General features: G+C 33.7%; 24 protein-coding genes and 1 tRNA gene. 7 read left to right on the top strand and 18 right to left on the bottom strand.

Going from position 1 to position 22,282, the window contains the following annotated elements; genetic code table 11:
• Nucleotides 1–3: 3 nt before the first annotated feature.
• Both H7U22_RS05945 and H7U22_RS05940 read right to left on the bottom strand, forming a co-directional pair.
• Entirely contained in the window at nucleotides 4–1,671 is a 1,668-nt protein-coding gene (locus H7U22_RS05945) for an alpha-L-arabinofuranosidase (protein WP_187070427.1), read from the bottom strand.
• Between the two features lie 42 nt (nucleotides 1,672–1,713).
• On the bottom strand, nucleotides 1,714–4,557 hold the full coding sequence (locus H7U22_RS05940; RefSeq protein WP_187070426.1) for a TIM-barrel domain-containing protein: 2,844 nt from the start codon (nucleotides 4,555–4,557) through the stop codon (nucleotides 1,714–1,716).
• 507 nt (nucleotides 4,558–5,064) lie between these two features.
• On the opposite strand from H7U22_RS05940, the gene H7U22_RS05935 reads away from it, so the two are divergent.
• The gene (locus H7U22_RS05935; protein ID WP_187070425.1) at nucleotides 5,065–7,173 is read left to right on the top strand and encodes an AAA family ATPase; all 2,109 of its coding nucleotides are present in this window, start codon (nucleotides 5,065–5,067) and stop codon (nucleotides 7,171–7,173) included.
• Here the strand turns inward: H7U22_RS05935 and H7U22_RS05930 are convergent.
• A complete protein-coding gene (locus H7U22_RS05930; protein WP_187070424.1) occupies nucleotides 7,170–7,535 on the bottom strand; it encodes a response regulator transcription factor in 366 nt (121 codons plus the stop codon). The genes H7U22_RS05935 and H7U22_RS05930 overlap by 4 nt on opposite strands.
• Before the next feature lie 221 nt (nucleotides 7,536–7,756).
• On the opposite strand from H7U22_RS05930, the gene H7U22_RS05925 reads away from it, so the two are divergent.
• Nucleotides 7,757–8,068 carry a DUF3817 domain-containing protein gene (locus H7U22_RS05925; RefSeq protein ID WP_187070423.1) on the top strand — a complete coding sequence of 104 codons (312 nt, stop codon included), beginning with the start codon at nucleotides 7,757–7,759 and terminating at the stop codon, nucleotides 8,066–8,068.
• 92 nt (nucleotides 8,069–8,160) lie between these two features.
• Nucleotides 8,161–8,240, top strand: a tRNA-Leu gene (locus H7U22_RS05920).
• Nucleotides 8,241–8,329: 89 nt separating this feature from the next.
• On the opposite strand, the gene H7U22_RS05915 is transcribed toward H7U22_RS05920, so the two are convergent.
• Nucleotides 8,330–8,794 carry a hypothetical protein gene (locus H7U22_RS05915; protein ID WP_187070422.1) on the bottom strand — a complete coding sequence of 155 codons (465 nt, stop codon included), beginning with the start codon at nucleotides 8,792–8,794 and terminating at the stop codon, nucleotides 8,330–8,332.
• 99 nt (nucleotides 8,795–8,893) lie between these two features.
• On the opposite strand from H7U22_RS05915, the gene H7U22_RS05910 reads away from it, so the two are divergent.
• Nucleotides 8,894–9,124: a helix-turn-helix domain-containing protein gene (locus H7U22_RS05910; RefSeq protein ID WP_187070421.1), complete on the top strand. Its 231-nt coding sequence runs from the start codon at nucleotides 8,894–8,896 to the stop codon at nucleotides 9,122–9,124.
• Nucleotides 9,125–9,136: 12 nt separating this feature from the next.
• On the opposite strand, the gene H7U22_RS05905 is transcribed toward H7U22_RS05910, so the two are convergent.
• The 7 genes from H7U22_RS05905 to H7U22_RS05875 all read right to left on the bottom strand — a co-directional run bounded on the left by H7U22_RS05905 (nucleotide 9,137) and on the right by H7U22_RS05875 (nucleotide 13,983).
• The gene (locus H7U22_RS05905; protein WP_187070420.1) at nucleotides 9,137–9,385 is read right to left on the bottom strand and encodes a hypothetical protein; all 249 of its coding nucleotides are present in this window, start codon (nucleotides 9,383–9,385) and stop codon (nucleotides 9,137–9,139) included.
• A gap of 2 nt (nucleotides 9,386–9,387) precedes the next feature.
• Entirely contained in the window at nucleotides 9,388–9,765 is a 378-nt protein-coding gene (locus H7U22_RS05900) for a terminase small subunit (RefSeq protein ID WP_187070419.1), read from the bottom strand.
• A gap of 127 nt (nucleotides 9,766–9,892) precedes the next feature.
• Nucleotides 9,893–10,495 (bottom strand): hypothetical protein, encoded by a 603-nt coding sequence (locus H7U22_RS05895; RefSeq protein ID WP_187070418.1) that lies wholly within the window; start codon nucleotides 10,493–10,495, stop codon nucleotides 9,893–9,895.
• 115 nt (nucleotides 10,496–10,610) lie between these two features.
• Nucleotides 10,611–11,582 carry a hypothetical protein gene (locus H7U22_RS05890; RefSeq protein WP_187070417.1) on the bottom strand — a complete coding sequence of 324 codons (972 nt, stop codon included), beginning with the start codon at nucleotides 11,580–11,582 and terminating at the stop codon, nucleotides 10,611–10,613.
• Nucleotides 11,582–11,866 (bottom strand): helix-turn-helix transcriptional regulator, encoded by a 285-nt coding sequence (locus tag H7U22_RS05885; protein WP_187070416.1) that lies wholly within the window; start codon nucleotides 11,864–11,866, stop codon nucleotides 11,582–11,584. Before H7U22_RS05885 ends, H7U22_RS05890 begins: the two co-directional genes overlap by 1 nt.
• Nucleotides 11,867–11,967: 101 nt before the next feature.
• The gene (locus H7U22_RS05880; RefSeq protein ID WP_187070415.1) at nucleotides 11,968–12,648 is read right to left on the bottom strand and encodes a hypothetical protein; all 681 of its coding nucleotides are present in this window, start codon (nucleotides 12,646–12,648) and stop codon (nucleotides 11,968–11,970) included.
• Nucleotides 12,649–12,651: 3 nt separating this feature from the next.
• Entirely contained in the window at nucleotides 12,652–13,983 is a 1,332-nt protein-coding gene (locus H7U22_RS05875) for a site-specific integrase (protein WP_187070414.1), read from the bottom strand.
• Nucleotides 13,984–14,389: 406 nt separating this feature from the next.
• Between H7U22_RS05875 and H7U22_RS05870 the strand changes: the two genes are divergently transcribed.
• The 3 genes from H7U22_RS05870 (at nucleotide 14,390) to H7U22_RS05860 (ending at nucleotide 16,198) form a co-directional block, all read left to right on the top strand.
• A complete protein-coding gene (locus H7U22_RS05870) occupies nucleotides 14,390–15,082 on the top strand; it encodes a helix-turn-helix transcriptional regulator (protein WP_187070413.1) in 693 nt (230 codons plus the stop codon).
• A gap of 70 nt (nucleotides 15,083–15,152) precedes the next feature.
• Nucleotides 15,153–15,605 carry a DUF1569 domain-containing protein gene (locus H7U22_RS05865; protein ID WP_187070412.1) on the top strand — a complete coding sequence of 151 codons (453 nt, stop codon included), beginning with the start codon at nucleotides 15,153–15,155 and terminating at the stop codon, nucleotides 15,603–15,605.
• Between the two features lie 8 nt (nucleotides 15,606–15,613).
• Complete coding sequence (locus H7U22_RS05860; protein WP_187070411.1) at nucleotides 15,614–16,198, top strand: YdeI/OmpD-associated family protein; 585 nt, start codon at nucleotides 15,614–15,616, stop codon at nucleotides 16,196–16,198.
• Between the two features lie 31 nt (nucleotides 16,199–16,229).
• On the opposite strand, the gene hscB is transcribed toward H7U22_RS05860, so the two are convergent.
• From hscB to H7U22_RS05825, 7 genes are all read right to left on the bottom strand, one after another.
• Nucleotides 16,230–16,769 carry a Fe-S protein assembly co-chaperone HscB gene (gene hscB, locus H7U22_RS05855; RefSeq protein WP_187070410.1) on the bottom strand — a complete coding sequence of 180 codons (540 nt, stop codon included), beginning with the start codon at nucleotides 16,767–16,769 and terminating at the stop codon, nucleotides 16,230–16,232.
• Nucleotides 16,770–17,030: 261 nt separating this feature from the next.
• Nucleotides 17,031–17,210 carry a hypothetical protein gene (locus tag H7U22_RS05850; RefSeq protein ID WP_187070409.1) on the bottom strand — a complete coding sequence of 60 codons (180 nt, stop codon included), beginning with the start codon at nucleotides 17,208–17,210 and terminating at the stop codon, nucleotides 17,031–17,033.
• 83 nt (nucleotides 17,211–17,293) lie between these two features.
• Nucleotides 17,294–17,605 carry an HTH domain-containing protein gene (locus tag H7U22_RS05845; RefSeq protein ID WP_187070408.1) on the bottom strand — a complete coding sequence of 104 codons (312 nt, stop codon included), beginning with the start codon at nucleotides 17,603–17,605 and terminating at the stop codon, nucleotides 17,294–17,296.
• Nucleotides 17,606–17,675: 70 nt separating this feature from the next.
• Nucleotides 17,676–19,076: an RIP metalloprotease RseP gene (gene rseP / locus H7U22_RS05840; protein WP_187070407.1), complete on the bottom strand. Its 1,401-nt coding sequence runs from the start codon at nucleotides 19,074–19,076 to the stop codon at nucleotides 17,676–17,678.
• A 29-nt stretch (nucleotides 19,077–19,105) separates the two neighbouring features.
• A complete protein-coding gene (locus H7U22_RS05835) occupies nucleotides 19,106–20,293 on the bottom strand; it encodes a 1-deoxy-D-xylulose-5-phosphate reductoisomerase (protein ID WP_222621804.1) in 1,188 nt (395 codons plus the stop codon).
• 49 nt (nucleotides 20,294–20,342) lie between these two features.
• On the bottom strand, nucleotides 20,343–20,720 hold the full coding sequence (locus H7U22_RS05830) for a four helix bundle protein (protein WP_187070406.1): 378 nt from the start codon (nucleotides 20,718–20,720) through the stop codon (nucleotides 20,343–20,345).
• A 56-nt stretch (nucleotides 20,721–20,776) separates the two neighbouring features.
• Nucleotides 20,777–22,273 (bottom strand): GH3 auxin-responsive promoter family protein, encoded by a 1,497-nt coding sequence (locus tag H7U22_RS05825; RefSeq protein WP_187070405.1) that lies wholly within the window; start codon nucleotides 22,271–22,273, stop codon nucleotides 20,777–20,779.
• Nucleotides 22,274–22,282: the final 9 nt, after the last annotated feature.

Here is a 22,282-nt window from a genome sequence, read left to right as displayed (position 1 = left end):
ATTTTATTCTATCAAAAGATATTGAACCGAAAGCGGTGCAGATTCGAATTTGATTTTACCTGTTGAGCTGGCAGAGAGCGCTTTTACCTTTTTAGGATTTGGTGGTCCACCTGCTGAATATTTGGTCGTTTCTCCGTTAACCAGCACCTTTTGCGAAAAGGCTCCATTATCATTCCCACCTGTTAAACTATAAAGAAAATAGGTTTTTAAGGGTTTAAAATTGGCGATATCCAATTCGATAACTTGTTCAGAACTTCCTTTGTTTACAATTACTACGCCCATTTCCCCACTAGAAAATTTCGAAGCATAAGTCAAAACATCACCATTTGTAGGGGAATTTGTTTTAAGCAACTCATCTCCAAAAAATCGCTGAAAGTAATACATATAGTAATATACGGGTCTTGGATTCCAAAGTGGAACCCCTGGTTCATCACCCTTGTTAAACATACCATGATCATCTCCATTGGAATATGCATTTGCCAAATCCCAACGGCTAGCCATTCCAAACTTTAAATTAGAAAGTTCGCCAAGAACAATAGCTGCATGCATCCCATTAATAAAAGAACAAGATTGTTTGGCGCCAGATGCAAAAATATTCCACTCCGTTAATGCCAATGGTTTTTCTGGTAAATGATAAACTGAAGAGAGTTCTTTCATATAACTAACCATTTTAGCCGTTTCAGTTGTTGCAGAATTCAAGATAATTTCTGGTGTAGAATTTTGATTATATGGCGTATAGTAACTATGGAGCACATAATAATCAATTTCTGAACCGGCTGATTTTAGCAAACCATCGATCCAGTTTTTTGTAATTCCTCCTTCCCACGATTTATCTTTGGCAGTTTCTATCATTACCGCACCGATAAATATTTCCGACTTGATTTCTTTAGCCGCCGCTTTCATCGAATCGGCAAAAACCTTTAAATGTTCTCCATAAAGCTTACCAGAAATAAACTCTGGCTGATGATCTTTATTCTGAAGAGTATCTATTTTGTAGCCCGCTTGCCAAGTTCCATAATTTTCATTGCCGATTTCCCAAAATTTGGTTTTACCCTTATCAAAACGCACCCAATCTGCAGCCAAATGTGCGGCATTTTGAACAGGTGCACTACCTGTTCCATAACGGGCATAACTATAATTTACGCAAATAATACCCGCAGTATTTGTTGCCTTAAGTAATTGATAATAACGATCAAGCGAAAAGGAATTCTGATCATCGCTTATTCCATACCACAAATTTTCTGGCTTTACTGGTCGATCATCTCCATATAAAATAACCTGTGGAACATCTGCTGGCCTTTTGTTTTTTGAAGCATTCCAAAAGTAAACGTTACTTAAATTGCCACCTGGGAAACGGATAATTTTTGGAGAAAGGTTTTTGATATTTTCTAACAGTTCAGTTTGATCTACAATCGGGCCCATATACGTATTCGAATTCGTACCATAAATGTATTTAGAAATCAAGCCATTGGTTTGCTTAGCATCTAAATTAACCGCCAGTGAAACAGGCTTATCCGATGGCTTATGCTTTACATAATCTGGTTGTTCTACTTTCTTACGTACGGCATCATTTAGGAAAAACCCTTGTGGATTTTGCCCAAATGCAAGGCTACTCCATGCTGTTGTTAAGCCAGTCAGCAAAAAATAAAGTATATTTTTCTGAAACATCATCTATCTAATCTGATAAATCTTAATAACGACCCAATTGATTGATTAAAATTTAATTACGATCTTTTTACCAGCATAACTTACCGTTTTATCTGGAGCTTGATTGAAGTTTAGCGCCTTTGCCTTTTTAGCCGTTATGCGGATAACGTTAAATGTTCTGTTCTCCAACATCCCTTTAAAAGCTCCTTTCCGATTTGAAATGGTAAGCGTTTTGACACTTTCACTATACTCAAAATCGATTGTGGAGAAGGCGCCCTTTTCATAATTATAATTTGTGCCCTCATCTTCGTATAGCGTAAATGTGCCATCTTTACCCGTATATAAATATAACGTAATTGGATCATTAGGTTTTTCTGAAGTATACTGAATTTCTGGTCCGTAAGGAATAATAGCACCCTCTTTTACGTAAATAGGCATTTGACTGTAAGGCGCTTTAGCAGTAATAGTTTGTCCGCCTTTAACGTAACCCCCTGTATATAAATCGTACCATCCATTTCCCTCTGGCAAATAAACTTTTCTATTGGTGGCACCGTATTTATAAACCGGATTGATAAGCAGTGATGGACCAAACATATATTGATCGGCTATATTTTTTAGCTTCTCATCTGCTCCAAAATCCATAACTAAACCTCGCATAATGGTGTAATCCTTTTGATAGGTTTGCCCAGCAAGAGAATAGATATAAGGCATTAATCTGTAGCGCAATTTATTGTAATATAAAATGCTTTTATATGCTGGATGATCGGTTGGAGCAATATTATACACCTCGCGAAGCGGAAATTGACCATGCCCCCTAAACAATGGCACAAAAGCCCCAAACTGATACCATCTGGTATTCAACTCTCGCCATTCAGCCAAATCTGCAGGATTAGGGTTTTCATATCTACGCTCAACGGAGAAGCCTCCAATATCCATAGTCCAATATGGCAAACCAGATAACGAAAAATTAATTCCAGCAGAAATCTGCGATTTCATATCTTCCCAGCGCGAAGCGATATCCCCACTCCAAGTTGCCGCAGCATATCGTTGTAAACCACCATAAGCAGATCTCGTTAAAATAAATACCCGATCATCTGGATTTTCTTTACGTTGCCCTTCGTAAACGCCTTTTGAATTTTGCAATGGAAAGGCATTAAAATATTTTGTAGCCGAACCAAGATAAGTTGGCGTCATATTTTGTTTACGCTCCCAAATTGGTAGGTTAGAATGGATATCGGGTTCAGTAGCGTCCATCCACCAAGCATCAATGCCTTTTTTGTAGAGTGTTTTATTCATCAAACTCCAAAACATTTCACGAGCTTCAGGATTAAAAGCATCGTAAAAAGTAGATTGATAACCCAGCCAATCCTTTCTCCCATCAACAATATTTCGTTTATATAGGAAGCCATTTTTATTCATCAAATCATAATTGGAATTGCCTGTATAAAATTTTGGCCAAACCGAAATCATTAAACGAGTATGATAGGTATCGTGCAGGGTTTTAATCATCCCCTCAGGATCTGGAAAACGACTTTTATCAAACTCATGCGTACCCCAACGATCTGGTTTCCAATACTGCCAATCGAGCACAATGTTATCAATCGGAATTTTTCGATCTCTAAATTCTTTAACCACACCCAAAAGTTCCTCTTGGGTTTTATATCTTTCTCGGCTTTGCCAAAAACCCATTGCCCATTTCGGCATTAAAACCGCCTTTCCTGTAAGCGTTCTATAACCGCTAATTACCTCATCGGCATTGCCCCCCAATATAAAATAATAGTTAATTTCATTCCCCGATTCGGATAAAAAGGCATATTGATTTTGATCTTCTTCTGGTATTGGCGTTAAGCATTTAATGGCTAGATAAGATTCTGTACCATCTGGAATCCATTCAATTTTTACATCGTATTTTTTATCTTTTTGCATTTCGGTTTCTACCACTGCCGAACCTGGGTTCCAAGCCTGTCTCCATTTATCAACGAGCAATTCACCATTAATCCAAATCTTAATGTAACCTGCATATTTAACATTAAAATGTTGTAGACCAGTATATCCTGATGAAATTTTGCCTTCCCATTTCACAATTCCATCCGCCATTTTAAAGCTATCTGAAAATTTTTTCATATCGCTTAAAAAGGAATAATCAATATCCGATTCGGCTCTTTTAATGGTTTCCTTTCCGGTTTTCTTATCTGCATAAGTTGCGGTTAACCAACCTTGATCGCCCTCTTTAGAAAATAAGCGCAGACTCGATAAGGGTTGATAATTTCTAACATCACCTACTTTAGTAATTGAATAATTATCCCAAAGGATACCATAGTTTTTATTACTCAGCAAAAATGGAATGGCAACATCTGTATTATTTTGAAGCAACAAAACCTGTTTGCCTTTATAATTCATCATATCATCCTGATGTTGCCCTAAACCATAAATGGCTTCATCTTTAGGAGAATTGAAAATTTGTTCTATTTCATAACTTGATTCTCCATCGTTTGAAACAGGTTTAAATAACCTTGTTGTTTGCACCTTTTCTTCGAGAATACTTTTGCCATTAAGATCCTGATATTGAATTTGACCAGAAGCAATATTAATCTTTACTAAAAGCGATTGTGTTTTGAGTTGGATAAAGTTTGCAATTTCGCTTACAGACCAAGTTGGTTTAGATTTAACAGGGATAACCATTAAACTAGGTTCCAATGAAAATTTATTTTCGGGTGTTACCACCGTGTGAATAATCTTATCGGAAATGACTTCGATTTTTATCTGTTTGCCAATATTTACACCATTAATACTTGGCTGTACAATTATTCCATTATCTGTTTTTTGATAATGAACATCTTGTGAAAAAGAAGAAAAAGAAAAGACCAATAAAAATATTGATGTACTTAAAAAAGTATAAAGTTTTCTCATAAAACTATCGGAAACCGCCGTTTGAGCGCTTAAATAAATTTGGTTTTTTAATAAGATAAAGATAGAAAGCAATTAACGAATTACAATTTTGTTTGTCCCTTATTACGCATACTTTTCCTCCATTTGGTGATAGTTTTTTATCGATAGCTTTTAAAAAAAGTCTTTTGGTTTTTTATGAGTGACGGTTGTTGCTGAAAAGATATAATTTTTTTTTTAAATAACTATAAATCAATTGATTGATGAATATTTTTTTTGTGTTTCGGTTTGATTTTACATCCAATATTAAAAAAATTTGGCGCAAAACTGGAGCATTATTCATAATAACTTTATGTGATTTTTTTCCAATAAAGCACTTACTAAAACGGTTTAGAGCAATCGTTTGCATAAATCTATGTTTTGATATTATTTTACCGATAGTGAGTTTCTATAAATCCTAAAAAATTTCCATTTCGATTGTTTAAAAGTTGATTCATAAACTTATGTCCAATTAGGTTATTTTTGACAATTATGAATAGCCCGAGTCCCGACAATCAAATTATCTTAGATTTCCTTACTTCTACAAATCGACCTATATTTTTAACAGGAAAGGCAGGTACGGGTAAAACGACATTACTCAGGCACATAAAAAATACAATAGATAAAAATTTTGCTGTTGTTGCCCCTACTGCTGTTGCCGCAATAAATGCTGGCGGGGTAACTTTACACTCTTTCTTTCAAATTCCATTCGGTCCGCTCATTCCATTAAGAACGGAGAATGGGGAACATAATCAGGCTATAAAATATTCAGAAGAGAAAGTTAGACTATTAAAATGCCTAGAATTATTAATCATTGATGAGATTAGTATGGTTCGGGCAGATTTAATTGATTTTATTGATCTTACACTAAGAAAAGTGAAAGGCTCTAATCGCCCGTTTGGTGGCATACAGCTTCTTATGATAGGCGATTTATACCAGCTCTCTCCTATTTTTCACGATGCTTGGCACATCCTAAAAGACTATTATCAAAGTCCATATTTTTTCGATAGTCAAGCTTTTAGAGCCATTGACATAACCACCTTTACACTAGAAAAAGTTTACAGGCAATCTGATCCGGTTTTCTTGGAGATATTAAATAGAATAAGGGAAAATAATATTGATCAAGAACTTTTAGGCAAACTTAACGAGCGCTTTGACTCAACACTAAATGATGTTTGGAAAGACGAATACATCACTTTAACCACCCACAATAATTTAGTTACCGAAATTAACAGCAATTGTTTAGAAAAACTTTCAGGCGAAATCCATTCATTTAAGGCCAATATTACAGGCGATTTCCCTAAGGATGCTTATCCAGTGGATGAAATTTTAACCTTAAAAGCCGGTGCGCAGGTCATGTTTATTAAAAATGATTCATCGGGCAAAAAACAATTTTATAATGGAAAGGCTGCAAAAATTGTTAGCATAAAAAATGATACGATAAAAGTGCAATTTATGGATGGTGGCAGTGAAATTGAAGTAGAGCGAGAAATCTGGCAGAATGTAAAATATAATTTAAGCGATACCGAAAATAAAATTAATGAAGTAAACACGGGCTCATTCGCTCAGTTTCCATTTAAGTTGGCCTGGGCAATAACCGTCCATAAAAGTCAAGGGTTAACGTTTGATAAAGCCATTATAGATGTTAGTGCTGCCTTCGCACATGGCCATGCTTATGTTGCTTTAAGTAGATGTAGAAGCTTGGAAGGATTGATTTTAAAATCGCCTGTTAAGCTTGAAAATATAATCACCGATCCTAGAGTTGTAGCTTTTACCCAAAAATCTTCTATCACAAATTCAGATCAATCGGCTTTAAAACAGTTTGAAAACGAATATGGTTGGAATTTAATTCATGATTTATTGGATTTCTTATCTATAAAAAACGACTGGTTGATCCTTAAAAAAAGCAATTTTAAAGATAAGGATGAGCAAAAAGATTTTAAACAACTTTTCGAACCTTTAAATCAGAAAATAGAATTAGAAATTTTTAAAATTGCAGAAGGTTTTGTGCGACAAGAGCTTTCTAAAGTATCAAGTTCACAGCCATTTGATCAAGAAAAATCGTTTATTGAAAGGTTAAAGAAAGCATCTAATTATTTTATTCCAAAATTAGAAGCCAGTATTTTAGAATTAAATAAAATCATTAACCTTAATTTTTACAACGATCCTAATTCCGATAAAGTTATGGGTTTGATTACTGAATGTAAAAATTCCCTTTCCGTAAAGTTATCCTTATTTAAATCTGATTGGGATTCTTTTTCGGTAAAATCGCATATAAAAATGCTTCATTCCGCTAGCCAAAATGGAAAACCGGAAAATTCATTCTTCGCTCCTAAAAAAACAATTCTACCCAAAGATATTTCGAATTTGCAATTATATAAGAGCTTGGTAAACTGGCGTAGGATACATGGAGAGCAGAAAAACATACCTGAACATACTGTACTTTCTGATCAGACATTGATTCTTATTGCCTCAAAATTACCACGAAATACAGAACAATTAGCTTCCGTAAAGGGTGTTGGAATAGGAAACGCAGTACAACTTGGAGGTGCAATTACTAAACTAGTTAATGATTATTTAGGAACCAGTTCGCTTTTTTAATTGTGATGGATTTGAGCATCTATACGCTTTACAAAATCATAAATATCAAAAGGCTTATGAATATAATCTTCTGCAGTACATCTTTTGCGCATTTGAGTGGCCGAAAAGTTTGCCGACATCATTAATACAGGCACATTCTTGGTTTCATTTTCCGATTTCAATTCGCAACAAACATCAAGTCCATTTCCATCTGGCAGCATTACATCAAGCAAAAATGCATCAGGATGAAGTCCTTTGACCCCTTTTTCAAAATCTTTTATACTCGAAAAAGAAAACACTTCATATTCTTCATCTTCTAAAACAAATGAAATGATTTCTCTTATATCGTCGTTATCTTCTAATACACAAATTCGCTTTCCCATTTTCTACCCCTTTTATTCATTAAATCTTAATTATAAAGTAGTTAAGATTAATATATTAACCTTTGAAGCGAAAATTTGTTTCAATTTTTATTTCCAATATTGTTAAAAATGCTTTAATTGATAAACCAAGGGCATACAACAACACCAGATTGTAAAATCATTTTTTAGGTTTTGAATGCCAAATGCTTTACTTTACTTTCGATGCAAATCAAAATCAGACCATGAATAGTTCCATTTCAATTTTCCGTAAGGTGGCAGTAGCTGAAGGTATTTCTTACCTCCTTTTATTATTTATCGCAATGCCTATAAAATACTTACTCCATTTTGATAAGGTTGTAAAATACACAGGCTGGGCACATGGATTATTATTTGTGCTTTATGCTGCAACATTAATTTTAGCTTGGCAAGAACAAAAGTGGAAATTTGGCAAGGCCGTATTAATCTTTTTGGCTTCTCTCCTCCCATTTGCCCCATTTATAGTAGATAGAAAGTTAAAAGACGAAAGACCTGTGGAAGCCAACACAAACATTTAGAACGTTTTACAATTTATCACAAATCTAATTGAAAATAATTTTGTGATTTAGGCTTTCGTTATCTACATTTGCAACCCGGTCCAAATAATAATGCCCAGTTGGCGGAATTGGTAGACGCGCTGGTCTCAAACACCTGTGGGAAACCGTGCCGGTTCGATTCCGGCACTGGGTACAAAAAACCCTCTCTATATTATTTAGAGAGGGTTTTGTTATTTTAGGGTACGGTTTTGGGTACAAAAATTTCTATAAATCTTTAAAAGATTATTCCTTGCCGAATAGTTTATCAATTTGTTTTACGGTGTACATATTAGTATATCCAACAACTCCATTTTCATCTAAGGTTGTAGAATGGTAGATGCGAACTACTTTACCACCTAAAAACTTGCTAAAGTTCAAAAGCAAATAACCGTTTCCAATATCTAATAAAACATTTTCTTTAGGCATCTCTTTGAAGCCATTTTGTAGATATGAATACAATGTATTTAAATCCTCTGTTGATTTTATGCTGAATTGTTTCCATTCTGTAATTCTTGAAAATTTAGCATCTAAGTATCTAAATAAATACGTGCTATCTTCATACTTATAGCATTCTATTGAGATAGTTGAATTTCCACCCGGGGCAATTTTACCAATTAATTCTTTTTTAGGAATTTCCAGTTTTTTTATTTGTCCGAAACATAAAGAATAGATTAATATGAGTGCAAGCAGTAGCGTTATTTTTTTCATAATACTTTTTTTAACAAAGTAATAAAAAATAACTCACTTATAAGTGATTGTCAGATTTTCGTTTTAAAGTGATTTTGCTTCACTAATCTATTAGTGAGAATGGTCGCATCAATTGATGATTACGTTATAGCAAAAGTAAAAGAATTTAGGCTAACAAAAGGTTACAGTCAAAGCTATATAGCCAATGAATTAAATGTTTCAGTAGGGTTTATTGGTATGGTTGAAAGTTCAAAGTATTCAAACCACTATAATTTAAAACACCTCAACAAATTAGCGGAGGTGTTGGAGTGTAGTCCAAAAGATTTTTTACCCGATAATCCAATCTTGTAAACTGGCAGGTTTTTATCTTTTCCGCTCTTTAGTTTTAAAAATCGTTACTCTCAAATTAAATTCATTTCTCAATAATTTTATGTAGGTTCTAAATTCGGTTTCTGTAAACACTTTATTTTGGCATTTCACAATGCCATGCTTTTCAAATGCAGTTATCCATTTATCCGGTTTATTAATTAGTTTAAGCCTTTCAAATAATTCATTAGCCCTTTTCACGTTTCCTGTCAACAAAGCTTTTAAAAACTCTCTTTTATCGCTCATGTTTAATTTAATTTAGTTATTAATCTTTTTACAAGTTCATCAATCTCATGGTCTTTCATTGATGAAATTATTTTTAATTCATCTGTATAAGCCCCTAAATGTCGCATTAACAAATCCATTGCCCTCAATCTATTACCCTCGATTTTTCCATTCAAAGCAATATTTTTAATCATTGTAATTACCCCTGCTACTGTTATTTCAGCATTTGCAATTGCGTTGTTATGGTACTTGGAAATTTCGTTAAGGATTTCAACATTTTTCAACAATCTTTGCCCAGCACTATATGCAGTTTTTTCAGAGTATCCGGCAAATTTTGCTGCTTCTGTTGCGTTGCCAGATTTTAAATATTCAGATATAAATTTGTTTTGCTTGTGGGTCATAATTGTGTCGTTTGGAATTGTGGTATTTTAAGGCTTTTTAAAGCATTCAAATTAGCGCACCTGTAAACTGTTGCGCTAACATTGATGTTGCCTCTTGAACGTTTTTAGCACTAAATAACGTTGGTTTCTAATCGAAATAAATGTCCAGTTTTTCTAATGTGCTTATTTTATCATCATTAAGCTGGTTTATTCTTTCTGTTTGCCTTGCTTGCAGTTCTGCCGGATCTTGCTCTCCATCATGATCCCTAATCATTTTTAGGCGTTCATCTAATGTTAAGCTGTTATCAGAAAGTTTTTTAACATATTCAGCTTCTGGGTCTGGCTTTCTTTCCCAAACCTCTGAAACTTCTAAACGTGTTGCTGATGGAATATTAGTATTATTCAGAAAATCGAATAATTTACTTTCATCCTTTGCCCAAATTTTCACCTCCAATTGTGTAGGCATTTTGGCTGCTTCTGGGCTTCCGGGAGCATATTTCTTTTCCAAATTCTTTATAATTTCCTCTGGGTTATGATGGCAACTTGTTCCACGCTCTGTGCTTGTTAGAATTACATCGGATAAACTGAAATTTGCTGGGTTGGCACTTGCTTTTAATTCAATGTCTGGAAACGCTGAAAATGTTTTCATTATATCATCGTTTACTGGGGCTGGGAGTGTAGAGCCAAATTTGTTTTTTAGCTGGTCTAGCACCCTTGTTTGAACTTCTGTTTTTAGTGTTGGGGTTTCCATTTTATTTGTTGTTTTTGTTGTTGAAAAATTAGATTGATTACTCTATTTGTTAATATGTGAAAAGCAACGTTTGCAAACTCTTATCTGAATTGAACATTTGTTGCCTTGAATTTTTTTAAAACCTATTTGCAAATGTTGCCGTGGTTAGAGAATTGTTATTGACTTCTGGGATAGCATTTGTTTTCTGCTTTGTCTCCTTAACAGCTTTGCAAATGTTGCCTCTTGGGTTTAGTTGAATTAGTTTTAAATGGGTCAATTCCAATACATCTGCATAGTAATTTTCACTCCCATAATTTGAACTCATTTGTTCAAATCTTATCCGGGCTTTTGGGGCTGCGTATCTACTCAAATTCTGCCAATAATTTGGGTTGCGATAATTAGCTAATGCAATCTGTTGACGGCTTGTGAGCTGGTTTAGGTTGATTGATTTGTCATTAACCAATACAAGCTTTAGCATTTGCAATAAATCATTGCCTAAAACACTTAAATTACTTGGGGTTAAGTCAGCTAGGGTATTGATTTTAAGCTTTTGTAAATACCGGGCTTTTATTACTTTTTTTTCAATTCTTAATAATGGATATGATAAGTTATATTGTTTCCCTTTATTATAAATTTTTGCAGCCCAATCAGTAAAATAACAATCGTGTCCGCTTACTTTCTGGGTTGGCTTCATTCTGTTGAAAGGATGGTATTTTATGCCAATTAAGCGATTTAAAAAGCTGGTTGTCTCAAAGCTGGTTGAAATATTTACACCATATTCCATTTTTAAGATATTCCAGTTTTCTGGGATTATGCCAAACTGGTTGCATACATAATCAATACAAGCTTTTAGTTCTGGATACGTAAAACTAGAATAGTTATTGCCGTGCCAAAGTTTATGCAAACTTCCAGTTAGCCACATCCTACCGGATGGGTATAGCTTAACCGTCATGGCTTCTACTGAATAACCATCTCTACCAATAGTTGCTTTATCAAACTTTGTCTTTATTTCGGCTGTATAGATATTTACATCCCTTGTAAAGTCAAAACTATTCAACAGCAATTTAGGGTCTGGGTGCTGGGCTTCTAACTTAATCCAGTCAACCATTACCCTTTCTTTTTGCCAATGGCTAAAGCTGCATCAACTTCTGATTTTTTGAAAAATACAGTTCTGCCAGTCTGGTAATATTTGAAAATACCTCGCTTCTTATAGGCGTGTATTGTTGCTTTAGTAACCTTTAGGTATTCCGCTAACTCTGGGATTGAAAATGTTTGATCTGGTTCTTTTAACGTTTTTTCTGGCATAGATAACGCCATTGCTGCGGTAACGCTTTTTTGAATAATTAACTCTAAACTATGTAGGTTAATTGAAGTAAGAATGATATTTTCCATTTGCTGTATAATTGGTACAGAGGCAAATATCTTACTGCAATTTATTTAAAAAGAATATGTTGATTAGACAGTTTAGACTTATCTCTTAAAGTCTAAACTGTCTAATCGTTTGAGTTAAATGGAGGGATTGTAAGAGAACTATAAGGGTGTGCATTAGTCTTTTTTATAGTACCGATACTTACCTCTAATTTAAAACTGTTTTTACAAATATTTAGATATTCCGCATGGGTTGGTTTTCTTTTTAGGTAGTTCTTTTCAAAGAATAAAATAATCGTGCTTATAAAATGTCCTTTATGTCCGTTTGCGCTGTCTTTGAAGTTATTAGTTTCCCTATCAATTAAATCAGCTTCAACCAAAAGTGCTAGTATCTGATACATTGCTTTTTCATTAACCGCAGCATCAGTTAAATTTTCAAAAACTGTATTATCTTTTGGAATTGAATTAGTTTGCTTGATTTCCTTTAAAAGAGATTTAATCCACATTATTTCTAACATTCCTAACAATATACTATCGGCAGCACTCTTGAAATCATTATCATTATGAGGTTGTAAATAGTCAATTCCTAAATTATATAGTTCTATTGCAGAAATTAAAAAAGCCTCCAATATGGGGGTTACTTTTTCATTGCCTAATACTTCAATATCCTCTTGGTATCTTTTTATAGATGCTAGGGTTTCATTTTTTATATTCGGAATTTCATCTTTAATAAATTCGGCACAGTTTGGATACTTTCGTTCAAAAGAAAGAATTGTACTATCCATCATCTTTATATATTTTTCCATGCGCTACAATCCTAATTTTTTTAATGTTTCTGCCAATAAATTTGCTTTATCTTCATTGTTTGCCCGGATATATTTTAAAAAACTGGTTTCTGTTTTGTGTCCAGTTGCACTCATAATAAGCATTGGCGGTACACCTGCTTTAAACATATTGGTAGCATAACTACGTCTGCAACAATGGGAGGTAATAAGGCTATACAAAGGATGTATGGTTTCGTTTTTTGTATTGCCTTTGGTATCCGTTACTTTGCGCTCCTCTGTTAAGTCTGCAAGTTTTGCAACTTCTTTTATATAATCGTTAAATTTTTGATTTGATAGTGTAGGTAGGTTGTTTGAGTATTTTTCCAAAACCGGGCGCAAACGGCTCATTATTGGTATAGTTATTCTGCCTCCCGTTTTAATCTGTTTAACCTTTATAAAACTGCCATCAATACTTTTAGGTTCTAAAGTATTAAAATCGCTAAACCGTAATCCTGTAAAACATCCAATTAAAAATAAATCCCTTGCTTTATCTAAAGAGGCATAACTTAATTGTTCAATTATTTTGCCTCTGATATGCTGTACTGTTTTTTTGTAGTCTGATAAATCTAAACTTGCTATTTTATCAATTTGCTCTAATGTTAAATAAAGCGTGTCAGCTTCGTAGCTGGGCATTATAAAATCTTTGGCTTTAAATTCAGTTGAGCCAGTTTCGCTCATTACGGTTTTAATATCTTTTATGTAGCTGGCAAACGTGCTTACTTCCTTTTTTTCTTCGTTATAGCAGTAAAATCTAAAAGCCTCATAGAAATCTTTATTTATTTCCTCTAGGGGTAAGATGCTGATGTGATGGAATTGCATATATCTCCTAATAGCAGAGATTGTAATTCCGTAATTTTTAATTGTGTTTCGAGTATATCTATTTCCTGCACTTTTACCAATTGAAATTAAACGTTTTCCACTTATGCTGTCAGCAATCATTTGCTCTAAATAGCTAATTAAATTGTGCTTAAATTTGGGGGCTGGTTCGGGTTCGGCTGGCTTTGGTTTATAGATTAAGTCCAATTGCTCACGAATATATTTCACATTTAAGTTTTCGCCTTTGGTTTCTGTAACGATATTAACAGCATCTAATGCAATATCTGCAAGTCTTTTATTATGCTGTTCTCCGTAGGGTGCAATTGTCTTAATTGGTTTAATGTTGGTGCTTGTGTTGCACTTAGGTTGAAAATGCTTTTCATTTACACTTACTTGTGTATGGTATTTTAACCTTTGCCCATTAAATGAATAAAGCATTTTTATTGCTTGTGTTCCTTTTGCGCTTATTAAAGTATCTAAATAAAATTTAGGCTTTGCCATACTGTACCCGATTTGATTGTTAGGTACAAATTTAGGTACAGTTTTAACTAAATCCTACTATATCTCATTTTATTTTAAAATATCAATAAAGTGCATTAATTGCATTAAATAGGCATTTCTATTGTCTTTATTAAAGTTTTGTAAACTCTAACATTTTGATAAATGTATTCCGGCACTGGGTACAGAGAATAAAAAAGCCTTAACATATTGACTGTTAAGGCTTTCTCTTTTTAAAGTCTTTATTTTTGGCTGAAAATCATAGAATCTTCTTGAAAACAAACCCGTAATTAACAGATTTCGATTTAGTAATTACTAAAAAATTTGATTTATTATTATTTTATATCTTAGCTAGGAGCTAGATCAAATTATACTACAACAATTAATTCCAGGCTTGAAATCCTAAAGAATGAACGAAAACGACACTAAGAGGCTTTCGCGGTTAACTGCAATTTTAACCCAATTGCAAACCAAACGACTTTTGACCGCTACCGAACTGGCAAAGAAATTTACAGTAAGTGTTAGAACGATTTATAGAGATATTAGAGCACTAGAGAAATCGGGAGTTCCGATAATAACTGAAGACGGGAAAGGCTATACTTTAATGGAAGGCTACAGGGTTCCACCAATTATGTTTACCGAAACTCAAGCCAATGCCTTAATCCTAGCCGAACAACTTGTATTAAAAAATAAAGATTCATCATTTGTTAAAGATTACTTAGATGCGATTGAAAAAATCAAAGCCGTTTTAGGTCATAAAATAAAAGATAAAGCAAATCTACTTGCAGAACGAACAAGATTTAACCAAAACTACAACAACGAAAGAAATAGCCATAACCTGTCTGATTTACAATTTGCGCTCACAAATTTCTATTTGATAAAAATTGAATACACCAATGAAGCAAATAATACTACCGAAAGATTGATAGAACCATTTGCATTAGTAAGTACGCAAGAAAATTGGCTGTTATTAGCTTGGTGTCGTTTGCGTAATGAGTTTAGGTTTTTCAGGATAGATAGAATTAAAAAACTGGAAATTCTTACCGAGAAATTCTCGCCACATAAAATGACTTTACAAGAATATTTTGAACGTTACCATTAATTTTTTCAACCCCTGACATAGGGCTGTCATTACGCTCCATTAGTTTTGTGGCATAAACAAAAAATTAAAAATGAATAACTTATTCAATCCTTCCGATACTGATGGAATTTTATCACGAATTGAAAATTTAATGCCAACTGCTCAAAAGCAATGGGGAAAAATGAATGTAAATCAAATGTTGGCGCACTGCAACGCTTCTTTGGAAACTGCAATGGGACTTCATAATCCTGAAAGACTGGGATTTGTCGGTCGCCTTTTTGGCAAGCTCTTAAAGCCAAAGTTTTTTAGTGAACAACCCTTTCCTAAAAATAGTGCAACTGATAAAAGCTACATCATTACGGGTAATCCAGATTTCGAAACGGAAAAAGTCAAAGTGATTAGCCAAATAAAGGCATTTTCTGAAGGCGGACCTTCAAAATGCACCGCACATCCGCAAGCTTTTTTTGGACCACTTACACCAAACGAATGGGCGCTGATGCAATGGAAACATTTCGATCATCATTTAAGGCAGTTTGGTTCTTAATTTACATCATGATTAAAAAGGAAAAAGATATAGAAATTTTTTGCCCAGCAAGCCGACAAGAATGGAGACAATGGTTAGAAAAAAATCATAGTTCAAAACCAGCCGTCTGGCTTGTTCAGTACAAGAAGAAATCTGCAAAACCGAGTATCTCCTGGGGTGATGCTGTAGATGAAGCCCTTTGTTTTGGCTGGATTGACAGTATTCGAAAAACTGTAGATGATGAAAAGTTTATTCAGTTCTTCAGTAAAAGAAAACCAAACGGAACTTGGTCTAAAGTAAACAAAGTGAAAATTGCATATCTCATTGAAGCAGAAATGATGATGACCGCAGGTTTTGAAAGCATTGAAAAAGCAAAACAAAACGGATCTTGGACAATTCTAGATGAAGTTGAAGAACTCTTAATTCCAGAGGATTTAGATAAAGAATTCACAATAAAAAATGGTTCGAAAGACTTTTTTTTAAGCTTGAGTAAATCGGTCAGAAAAGCGATGCTCCAATGGATTGTTTTAGCCAAACGACCAGAAACCAGACAAAATAGAATTACTGAAATTGTGATGTTCGCTGGTCAGAAATTGAAGCCAAAACAGTTTTGATCAATTGATTTTAAAAAAGCGGTATGTTTAACTAATCTTTAGGCAAACGCTCTCTGATCCTGCTAATGTATTTCTGGCGATAATAAAGATCTTTAATGGCTAACAATATTTGCTCGGCATCTTCATTTTTAGAATCAAACTGTGTAGTTAAATTTGCTAATTCATCAACCAATTGATGCTCAATTGCATCTACATCTCGATTAACCTGTTCTAATTTTTCTGCATCCGGTTCAAATTCCAAATCCATCAAGGCCTCATTTACATCCATCATCTCCATTAAAAAAGATTGCGGTAATTGGTATCCTTCATCTGTTTCTACAATACCTTTTAGTTCTAAAACGTATTTAAGTCGTTTTTGTGGATTACTTAAAACTTGATAGGCTTTGTTATTTAAAGTAGATAAATCTAAAACTTCCTGCTGCTTTTCGTCGCTTTCATTAGCAAAAAAATCTGGATGATACTTTTTGCTAAAAGCATAGAATTTGGTTTTAACCGCATTCAAATCAGGATTAAACTGAACTGGCAATTCGTAAAACTCAAAATAATTGGGAAGTTGTTTTGTCGCACTCATCTTTCTTAAATTAAAAAACCGCTGATATAAGACTTTGAATTTATCAAAACTTACATCAGCGGCAATTATATAAAATTCGTTTTACTTACCGAAGGATTTTAAAATATCATTGATAAATTTCTATTACCAAAGAAAAAAATATTCTCTCCACTGAATTTTCTCTTCTCCTTTAATAAATCTTCGATATAAAAGTGACGAAACATTTATTAAATTTATGAGGATAAAAATAGTAATAACGACTTTCATATTCTAAAGATTAATTTAAACCATGTTTAAAGAATTATATCTGTCATCTTTACCATATCTATTAAAGGTCCCGAAAAGCCTTAATGCCAAGTTAATTCCAGAATTAAATGGACCAAACCCGCCGCCATTTACTATTTTTTGATCTTCAATTTTTAATTCTTTAACATTAAAATTTTTAATTTCTAACTTTTTCATAATAATTTAATTTAGTGGTTTCTACTCTTTAAGAGATTTCTCATAACAAACCCTTTGATATGAGACTACTAAATTATACTTCTTTAATGCACAAAAAAAGCACTGAGATTAATAGAATTTAAATACCCGCCATTTATATTTTGGATTTCTATTTCATCCAATGGTTTTAATATTAAAGATGCGTGCATCTCATATTTTTTAGTGTAATAATATGTTTGAGTCTGCCTCGAATATTTTATTGGAACTCCGTTTAATTTTAATTCTTCTATTATTCTAAGAATTCTAGATTTTGAAACGTGCATTCTTTGAGCTAGGGTTTCAGGCCTACCTGTCTTACTCTCTCTTAAAAGTTTGTGCAATAAATTAATGCGATCTATATATTGAAAAATTTTCATATCCCCTATTGATAAATTTGTAAGCTACAGATATCAAACTTACATCTGAAAAATTTATATAAACTTAGTTTTACTTACCGAAGGATTTTAAAATATCATTACCAAAAGCAAACACCATTAAACAGATTAGAATAACAAAGCCAACAATTTGTGCTTTCTCTAATACTTTTTCGCTTACAGGCTTACGTTGTACCATCTCGATTAAAAGGAATACCACATGGCCACCATCTAAACCCGGAATAGGCAATAAGTTCATAAATGCCAAAGCCATTGATATTAGGCCTGTTAAGGTCCAAAACTTAACCCAATCAAAAGTACTTCCATAAACTTTTGCAATCCCGATTGGACTGCTAATGTTACGAGCACTCAATTTCCCAGTAATCATTTTACCAATACCTTTCGCATTATCTACAAACGTACTCCAAGCCATAGCTGCTCCTTCTGGTAAAGATTGAGTGAAGCTGAAATCGATATGCGCAGACTCTGGCAGTTTTACATTGGGAATGACACCAATTGTTCCATCTTTACTAACTGTAGGACTAAAGCTTATTCTTTTACCATTTCGCAACGCAGTAATAGAAACTTTCTTATTCTTGTTTGCAGAAACCTCATCCTTAAACTGATCAAGAAAAGTGATAGTCTTTTCATTAACGGATAGAATACTATCGCCAGGTTTAATTCCTGCATTATAGGCCGGATAAATAGGCTTTTCAAATTTTCTTCCAAATAATTTATCCAGTATTTTACCAATGAAAGATTGCTCATCTATCCTAGGATCTGGAACAGAAACTTTATCAATTCGTTCCATTGTATATCTTGGAGAAATAAAGTTTTCCTTATCATTTTTAGAAAGCTTGTTTAAGATAGTATCTGGAACAGAAATATATAATGTTTGATTAGCTCTTAAAACTGTCAATCTAGCACCATCAAATAAAACTTTGCTAGAAATTGCATCTTCAAAACGGATTAGCTTATTCTCATTAATGGCCAAAATTCTATCGCCATTTTTTAAACCAATTTCTTTACCAATATTCCCTACAGCAATACCATTAGTTAATTTTTCATTTATAGTATAGCTCTTTCCATATGTAAAAGTAAGCATCCAAAATATAAAAATACCGACGATAACATTTACGATAATACCGCCTAGCATTACAATTAATCGCTGCCAAGCTGGTTTAGAACGGAATTCCCAAGGTTGAGCAGGTTGAGCCATTTGCTCTGTATCCATGCTTTCGTCAATCATTCCGGCAATTTTAACATAGCCACCCAAGGGCAACCAGCCAATACCATATTCTACATCACCTTTTTTGAAACTAAAAAGTTTAAACCCCCAAGCATCAAAAAATAAATAAAACTTTTCTACTTTAATACCAAATGCCCTTGCTGCCAAAAAATGCCCCAATTCGTGTAATATTACCAATAAAGACAATCCGAGCAACAACTGCCCCGCCATAATCAATCCATTCATATTTTCTTATAAAATTTCTCTGTTAGATGTTAAAATATACTTTTTGTTACTAATTCGCCGGCTAAGATACGGCTATGTTTGTCAGTTTCTAAATAATCGTTCAATTCTGGTTTTTCTATAAATTTAATTTCCTGCATACACCGTTCAATAACATCGCTCATTTGCAAGAAACCGATTTTATCATTTAAAAAAGCTTCTACAACAACTTCATTTGCGGCATTCAAAATACAAGGCATATTCCCTCCTTTTCTTAACGAATCAAAGGCAAGCCCTAAATTTTTAAAGGTATCGAGATCTGCCTTTTCAAAGCTGAAATTTGGATAATCCAAGAAGTTAAAACGTTTGAAATTGTTTTTTAGCCTATCGGGATAATTTATTGCATACTGAATTGGCAATTTCATATCAGGAACACCCATTTGCGCTTTCATGGAACCATCTGTAAACTGCACAAGCGAATGCACGATAGATTGAGGATGAACAATCACATCGATTTGATCAACATTAAGGTTAAAAAGCCATTTAGCTTCTATTACCTCTAAACCTTTGTTCATTAAAGATGCAGAATCAATAGTGATTTTTGCACCCATTACCCAATTGGGATGTTTTAAAGCCTGTTCCTTTTTTACTGAAGATAAGAAATCTATTTTCTTGCCAAGAAATGGTCCGCCCGATGCAGTGAGGTAAATTTTTTCAATTTCATTATGTTCCTCTCCTACCAAACATTGAAAAATGGCAGAATGCTCAGAATCTACCGGAAGTATTTTGACTTGATGTTTTTCGGCCAGTTTGGTAATTAATTCGCCCGCAACAACCAGTGTTTCTTTATTGGCTAATGCGATATTTTTACCTGCTTGAATAGCGGCAATAGTCGGCTTTAAACCAACCGAGCCCATTAATGCGGTTAAAACAACATCGCTTGATGGATGAATGGCAACTTCTGTTAATGCTTCTTCGCCAGCGAAAACTTTAATATTTAATCCAGAAAGTGAATTTTTAACTTCATCGTATTTATTTACATCACAAATTACCACAACCTCAGGCTTAAACTCTAAAGCTTGATGAATGAGTAATGCTGAATTTTTTAGCGCTGATAATACAGAAACCTTAAAAACTGTAGGATTCTCTCTAATCACTTCAAGCGCCTGTGTACCTACACTTCCTGTAGAACCTAATATAGCGATTCGCTTAGGAAATTGTTGTATTGTTATATTGCTCAATTGTTATTTCTTTCTCTCGTGTTAAAAATTGTTAAAGCCTAAAACTTAATCAAATCTTTAATTTTTCGTTTGTAAATTTAATTAATTGATGAATTTCTTTAGGCAATATCTCCAAAGTTGCAAAAATCTTCGAATAAGTTTCCTCATTGATTAACTTTCTTACTCTTGCTTTTTCATTCCAATCTAAACACTCTTTTACTGATCCAAAACTGTAATAATAAAATTTTATCTTATCTTTTTTATGATACCTTCCAAAGCCCTCAGCTAAATTAGCCGAAACTGAATCGATAGCATTCACAAACTGTCGCCCTATGGTGTGCTTAGCAAAGCTATCCCAATTTGATGTAATTTCCCATATCAGATTACTAAGATGAAATGATTTTTTATAAGCTATAATTTGATTCAATTGCAAATATTTCGTTTCCATTGTTATTGTTTTGAATTGCATTAGGGAATCATGCAAACAATATAACAATAAAACAATTAAACAATATATCTCTCCAACCCATCCGCCAATTTCCGATCATTACTTAACCTTGGCACCTTATTTTGCCCACCTAACTTACCTTCGCTCTTCATATAATTTACAAAAGCATCTTTTTGCAAAGTACGGATAATTAAAGGCTGAAGAATATTTCCTTCAATCAAATCAAAGTAATAAATATTTTTCTTCTGAAGTGCTTCATCAACCTTTTTACTAAAAGTATTTAGATCTTTTGGTGCTTTAGAAAATTCTATAAACCATTCATGGTAAGGCAATCCTTCCTTCGGACTAACCTGCGGTGCAACAGTGAATTCAGTAATTTCTACCTGTTCATTATTTGCAACACTTAAAATCGCTTGCTCTACTTCTTCACCTATTACATGCTCGCCAAAGGCAGAAATGAAATGCTTGATTCTACCTGTAACTACAATTTTATACGGATTTTTTGACACAAATTTAATCGTATCACCTATGCTGTATCCCCATAAACCAGCATTCGTATTTAAAATTAATGCATAGTTGGTATTCAATTCAACTTCTCCAAGCGATAATCGAGTTGCATTATCGTTGTAATATTCATCAGAAGGAATAAATTCATAAAAAATCCCTGCATCCGCAAGTAAAAGCAATCCCATATCTTTTTGCGAATCCTGATACGCTATAAATCCTTCTGAGGCTGGATAAGTTTCAATAGAATCGATCTTTTTGCCGATGCTCTGTTCTATTTTCGCTCGGTAAGGTTCAAAATTTACGCCACCGTAAATAAAGAGACTAAAGTTTTTAAAAATTTCTCCTATCTTTTTACCTCCAGATTTTTCCGAAAGTTTATCAAAATACATTTGTACCCACGGTGGAATTCCAGAAATCAAAGTCATATCCTCGTTAATGGTTTCATCCACAATGGCATCAACTTTTTGCTCCCAGTCTTCTATAATATTCGTTTCGTAAGATGGTAAACGGTTCTTCTGCAAATATCTAGGCACATGATGTGCTACAATTCCAGAAAGTCGACCCACGTTAATTCCGTGCTTTAAACTTAGCGTAGGACTTCCCTGTAAAAAAATCATTTTTCCGTTAACAAAATCGGCCTTACCCGTTTCGTTAATATAGGTTAGAATAGCATTTCGAGCAGCCTTAATGTGCTCAGGCATTGATTCTTTTGAGAGTGGAATATACTTAACGCCAGAAGTTGTACCGGAAGTTTTAGCAAAGTATAATGGCTTTCCTCTCCACAAAACATCTTCCTCTCCATGTACAACTCGATCAACATAAGGCTTTAATCCCTCATAATCTCGAACAGGAATATTGCTTTTGAAATCAGAATAATTTTTAATTTCAGCAAAATTATGATCTCTTCCAAAAGCGGTTTCTTTGGCGCTTTCGATTAGATTTTGAAGTATTATATTTTGAGCTTTTACGGCATTATTCTTCCACTTGTTTATTTGCCAAACTGCAAAGGCCGCAAACGGTTTACTTAATGCTGATTTTAATCCCATAACCCCAAA

Origin of the sequence: Pedobacter fastidiosus (assembly GCF_014306625.1) — a bacterium.
Taxonomy (GTDB): Bacteria; Bacteroidota; Bacteroidia; order Sphingobacteriales; family Sphingobacteriaceae; genus Pedobacter; species Pedobacter fastidiosus.
This window is presented reverse-complemented; position numbering and strand designations above follow the sequence as displayed.

Bases quoted from the DNA above. Each gene is read 5' to 3' on its own strand.
- H7U22_RS05945 (WP_187070427.1), bottom strand. From the start codon at position 1,671: ATGATGTTTCAGAAAAATATACTTTATTTTTTGCTGACTGGCTTAACA.
- H7U22_RS05940 (WP_187070426.1), bottom strand. From the start codon at position 4,557: ATGAGAAAACTTTATACTTTTTTAAGTACATCAATATTTTTATTGGTC.
- H7U22_RS05935 (WP_187070425.1), top strand. From the start codon at position 5,065: ATGAATAGCCCGAGTCCCGACAATCAAATTATCTTAGATTTCCTTACT.
- H7U22_RS05930 (WP_187070424.1), bottom strand. From the start codon at position 7,535: ATGGGAAAGCGAATTTGTGTATTAGAAGATAACGACGATATAAGAGAA.
- H7U22_RS05925 (WP_187070423.1), top strand. From the start codon at position 7,757: ATGAATAGTTCCATTTCAATTTTCCGTAAGGTGGCAGTAGCTGAAGGT.
- H7U22_RS05915 (WP_187070422.1), bottom strand. From the start codon at position 8,794: ATGAAAAAAATAACGCTACTGCTTGCACTCATATTAATCTATTCTTTA.
- H7U22_RS05910 (WP_187070421.1), top strand. From the start codon at position 8,894: ATGGTCGCATCAATTGATGATTACGTTATAGCAAAAGTAAAAGAATTT.
- H7U22_RS05905 (WP_187070420.1), bottom strand. From the start codon at position 9,385: ATGAGCGATAAAAGAGAGTTTTTAAAAGCTTTGTTGACAGGAAACGTG.
- H7U22_RS05900 (WP_187070419.1), bottom strand. From the start codon at position 9,765: ATGACCCACAAGCAAAACAAATTTATATCTGAATATTTAAAATCTGGC.
- H7U22_RS05895 (WP_187070418.1), bottom strand. From the start codon at position 10,495: ATGGAAACCCCAACACTAAAAACAGAAGTTCAAACAAGGGTGCTAGAC.
- H7U22_RS05890 (WP_187070417.1), bottom strand. From the start codon at position 11,582: ATGGTTGACTGGATTAAGTTAGAAGCCCAGCACCCAGACCCTAAATTG.
- H7U22_RS05885 (WP_187070416.1), bottom strand. From the start codon at position 11,866: ATGGAAAATATCATTCTTACTTCAATTAACCTACATAGTTTAGAGTTA.
- H7U22_RS05880 (WP_187070415.1), bottom strand. From the start codon at position 12,648: ATGGAAAAATATATAAAGATGATGGATAGTACAATTCTTTCTTTTGAA.
- H7U22_RS05875 (WP_187070414.1), bottom strand. From the start codon at position 13,983: ATGGCAAAGCCTAAATTTTATTTAGATACTTTAATAAGCGCAAAAGGA.
- H7U22_RS05870 (WP_187070413.1), top strand. From the start codon at position 14,390: ATGAACGAAAACGACACTAAGAGGCTTTCGCGGTTAACTGCAATTTTA.
- H7U22_RS05865 (WP_187070412.1), top strand. From the start codon at position 15,153: ATGAATAACTTATTCAATCCTTCCGATACTGATGGAATTTTATCACGA.
- H7U22_RS05860 (WP_187070411.1), top strand. From the start codon at position 15,614: ATGATTAAAAAGGAAAAAGATATAGAAATTTTTTGCCCAGCAAGCCGA.
- hscB (WP_187070410.1), bottom strand. From the start codon at position 16,769: ATGAGTGCGACAAAACAACTTCCCAATTATTTTGAGTTTTACGAATTG.
- H7U22_RS05850 (WP_187070409.1), bottom strand. From the start codon at position 17,210: ATGAAAAAGTTAGAAATTAAAAATTTTAATGTTAAAGAATTAAAAATT.
- H7U22_RS05845 (WP_187070408.1), bottom strand. From the start codon at position 17,605: ATGAAAATTTTTCAATATATAGATCGCATTAATTTATTGCACAAACTT.
- rseP (WP_187070407.1), bottom strand. From the start codon at position 19,076: ATGAATGGATTGATTATGGCGGGGCAGTTGTTGCTCGGATTGTCTTTA.
- H7U22_RS05830 (WP_187070406.1), bottom strand. From the start codon at position 20,720: ATGGAAACGAAATATTTGCAATTGAATCAAATTATAGCTTATAAAAAA.
- H7U22_RS05825 (WP_187070405.1), bottom strand. From the start codon at position 22,273: ATGGGATTAAAATCAGCATTAAGTAAACCGTTTGCGGCCTTTGCAGTT.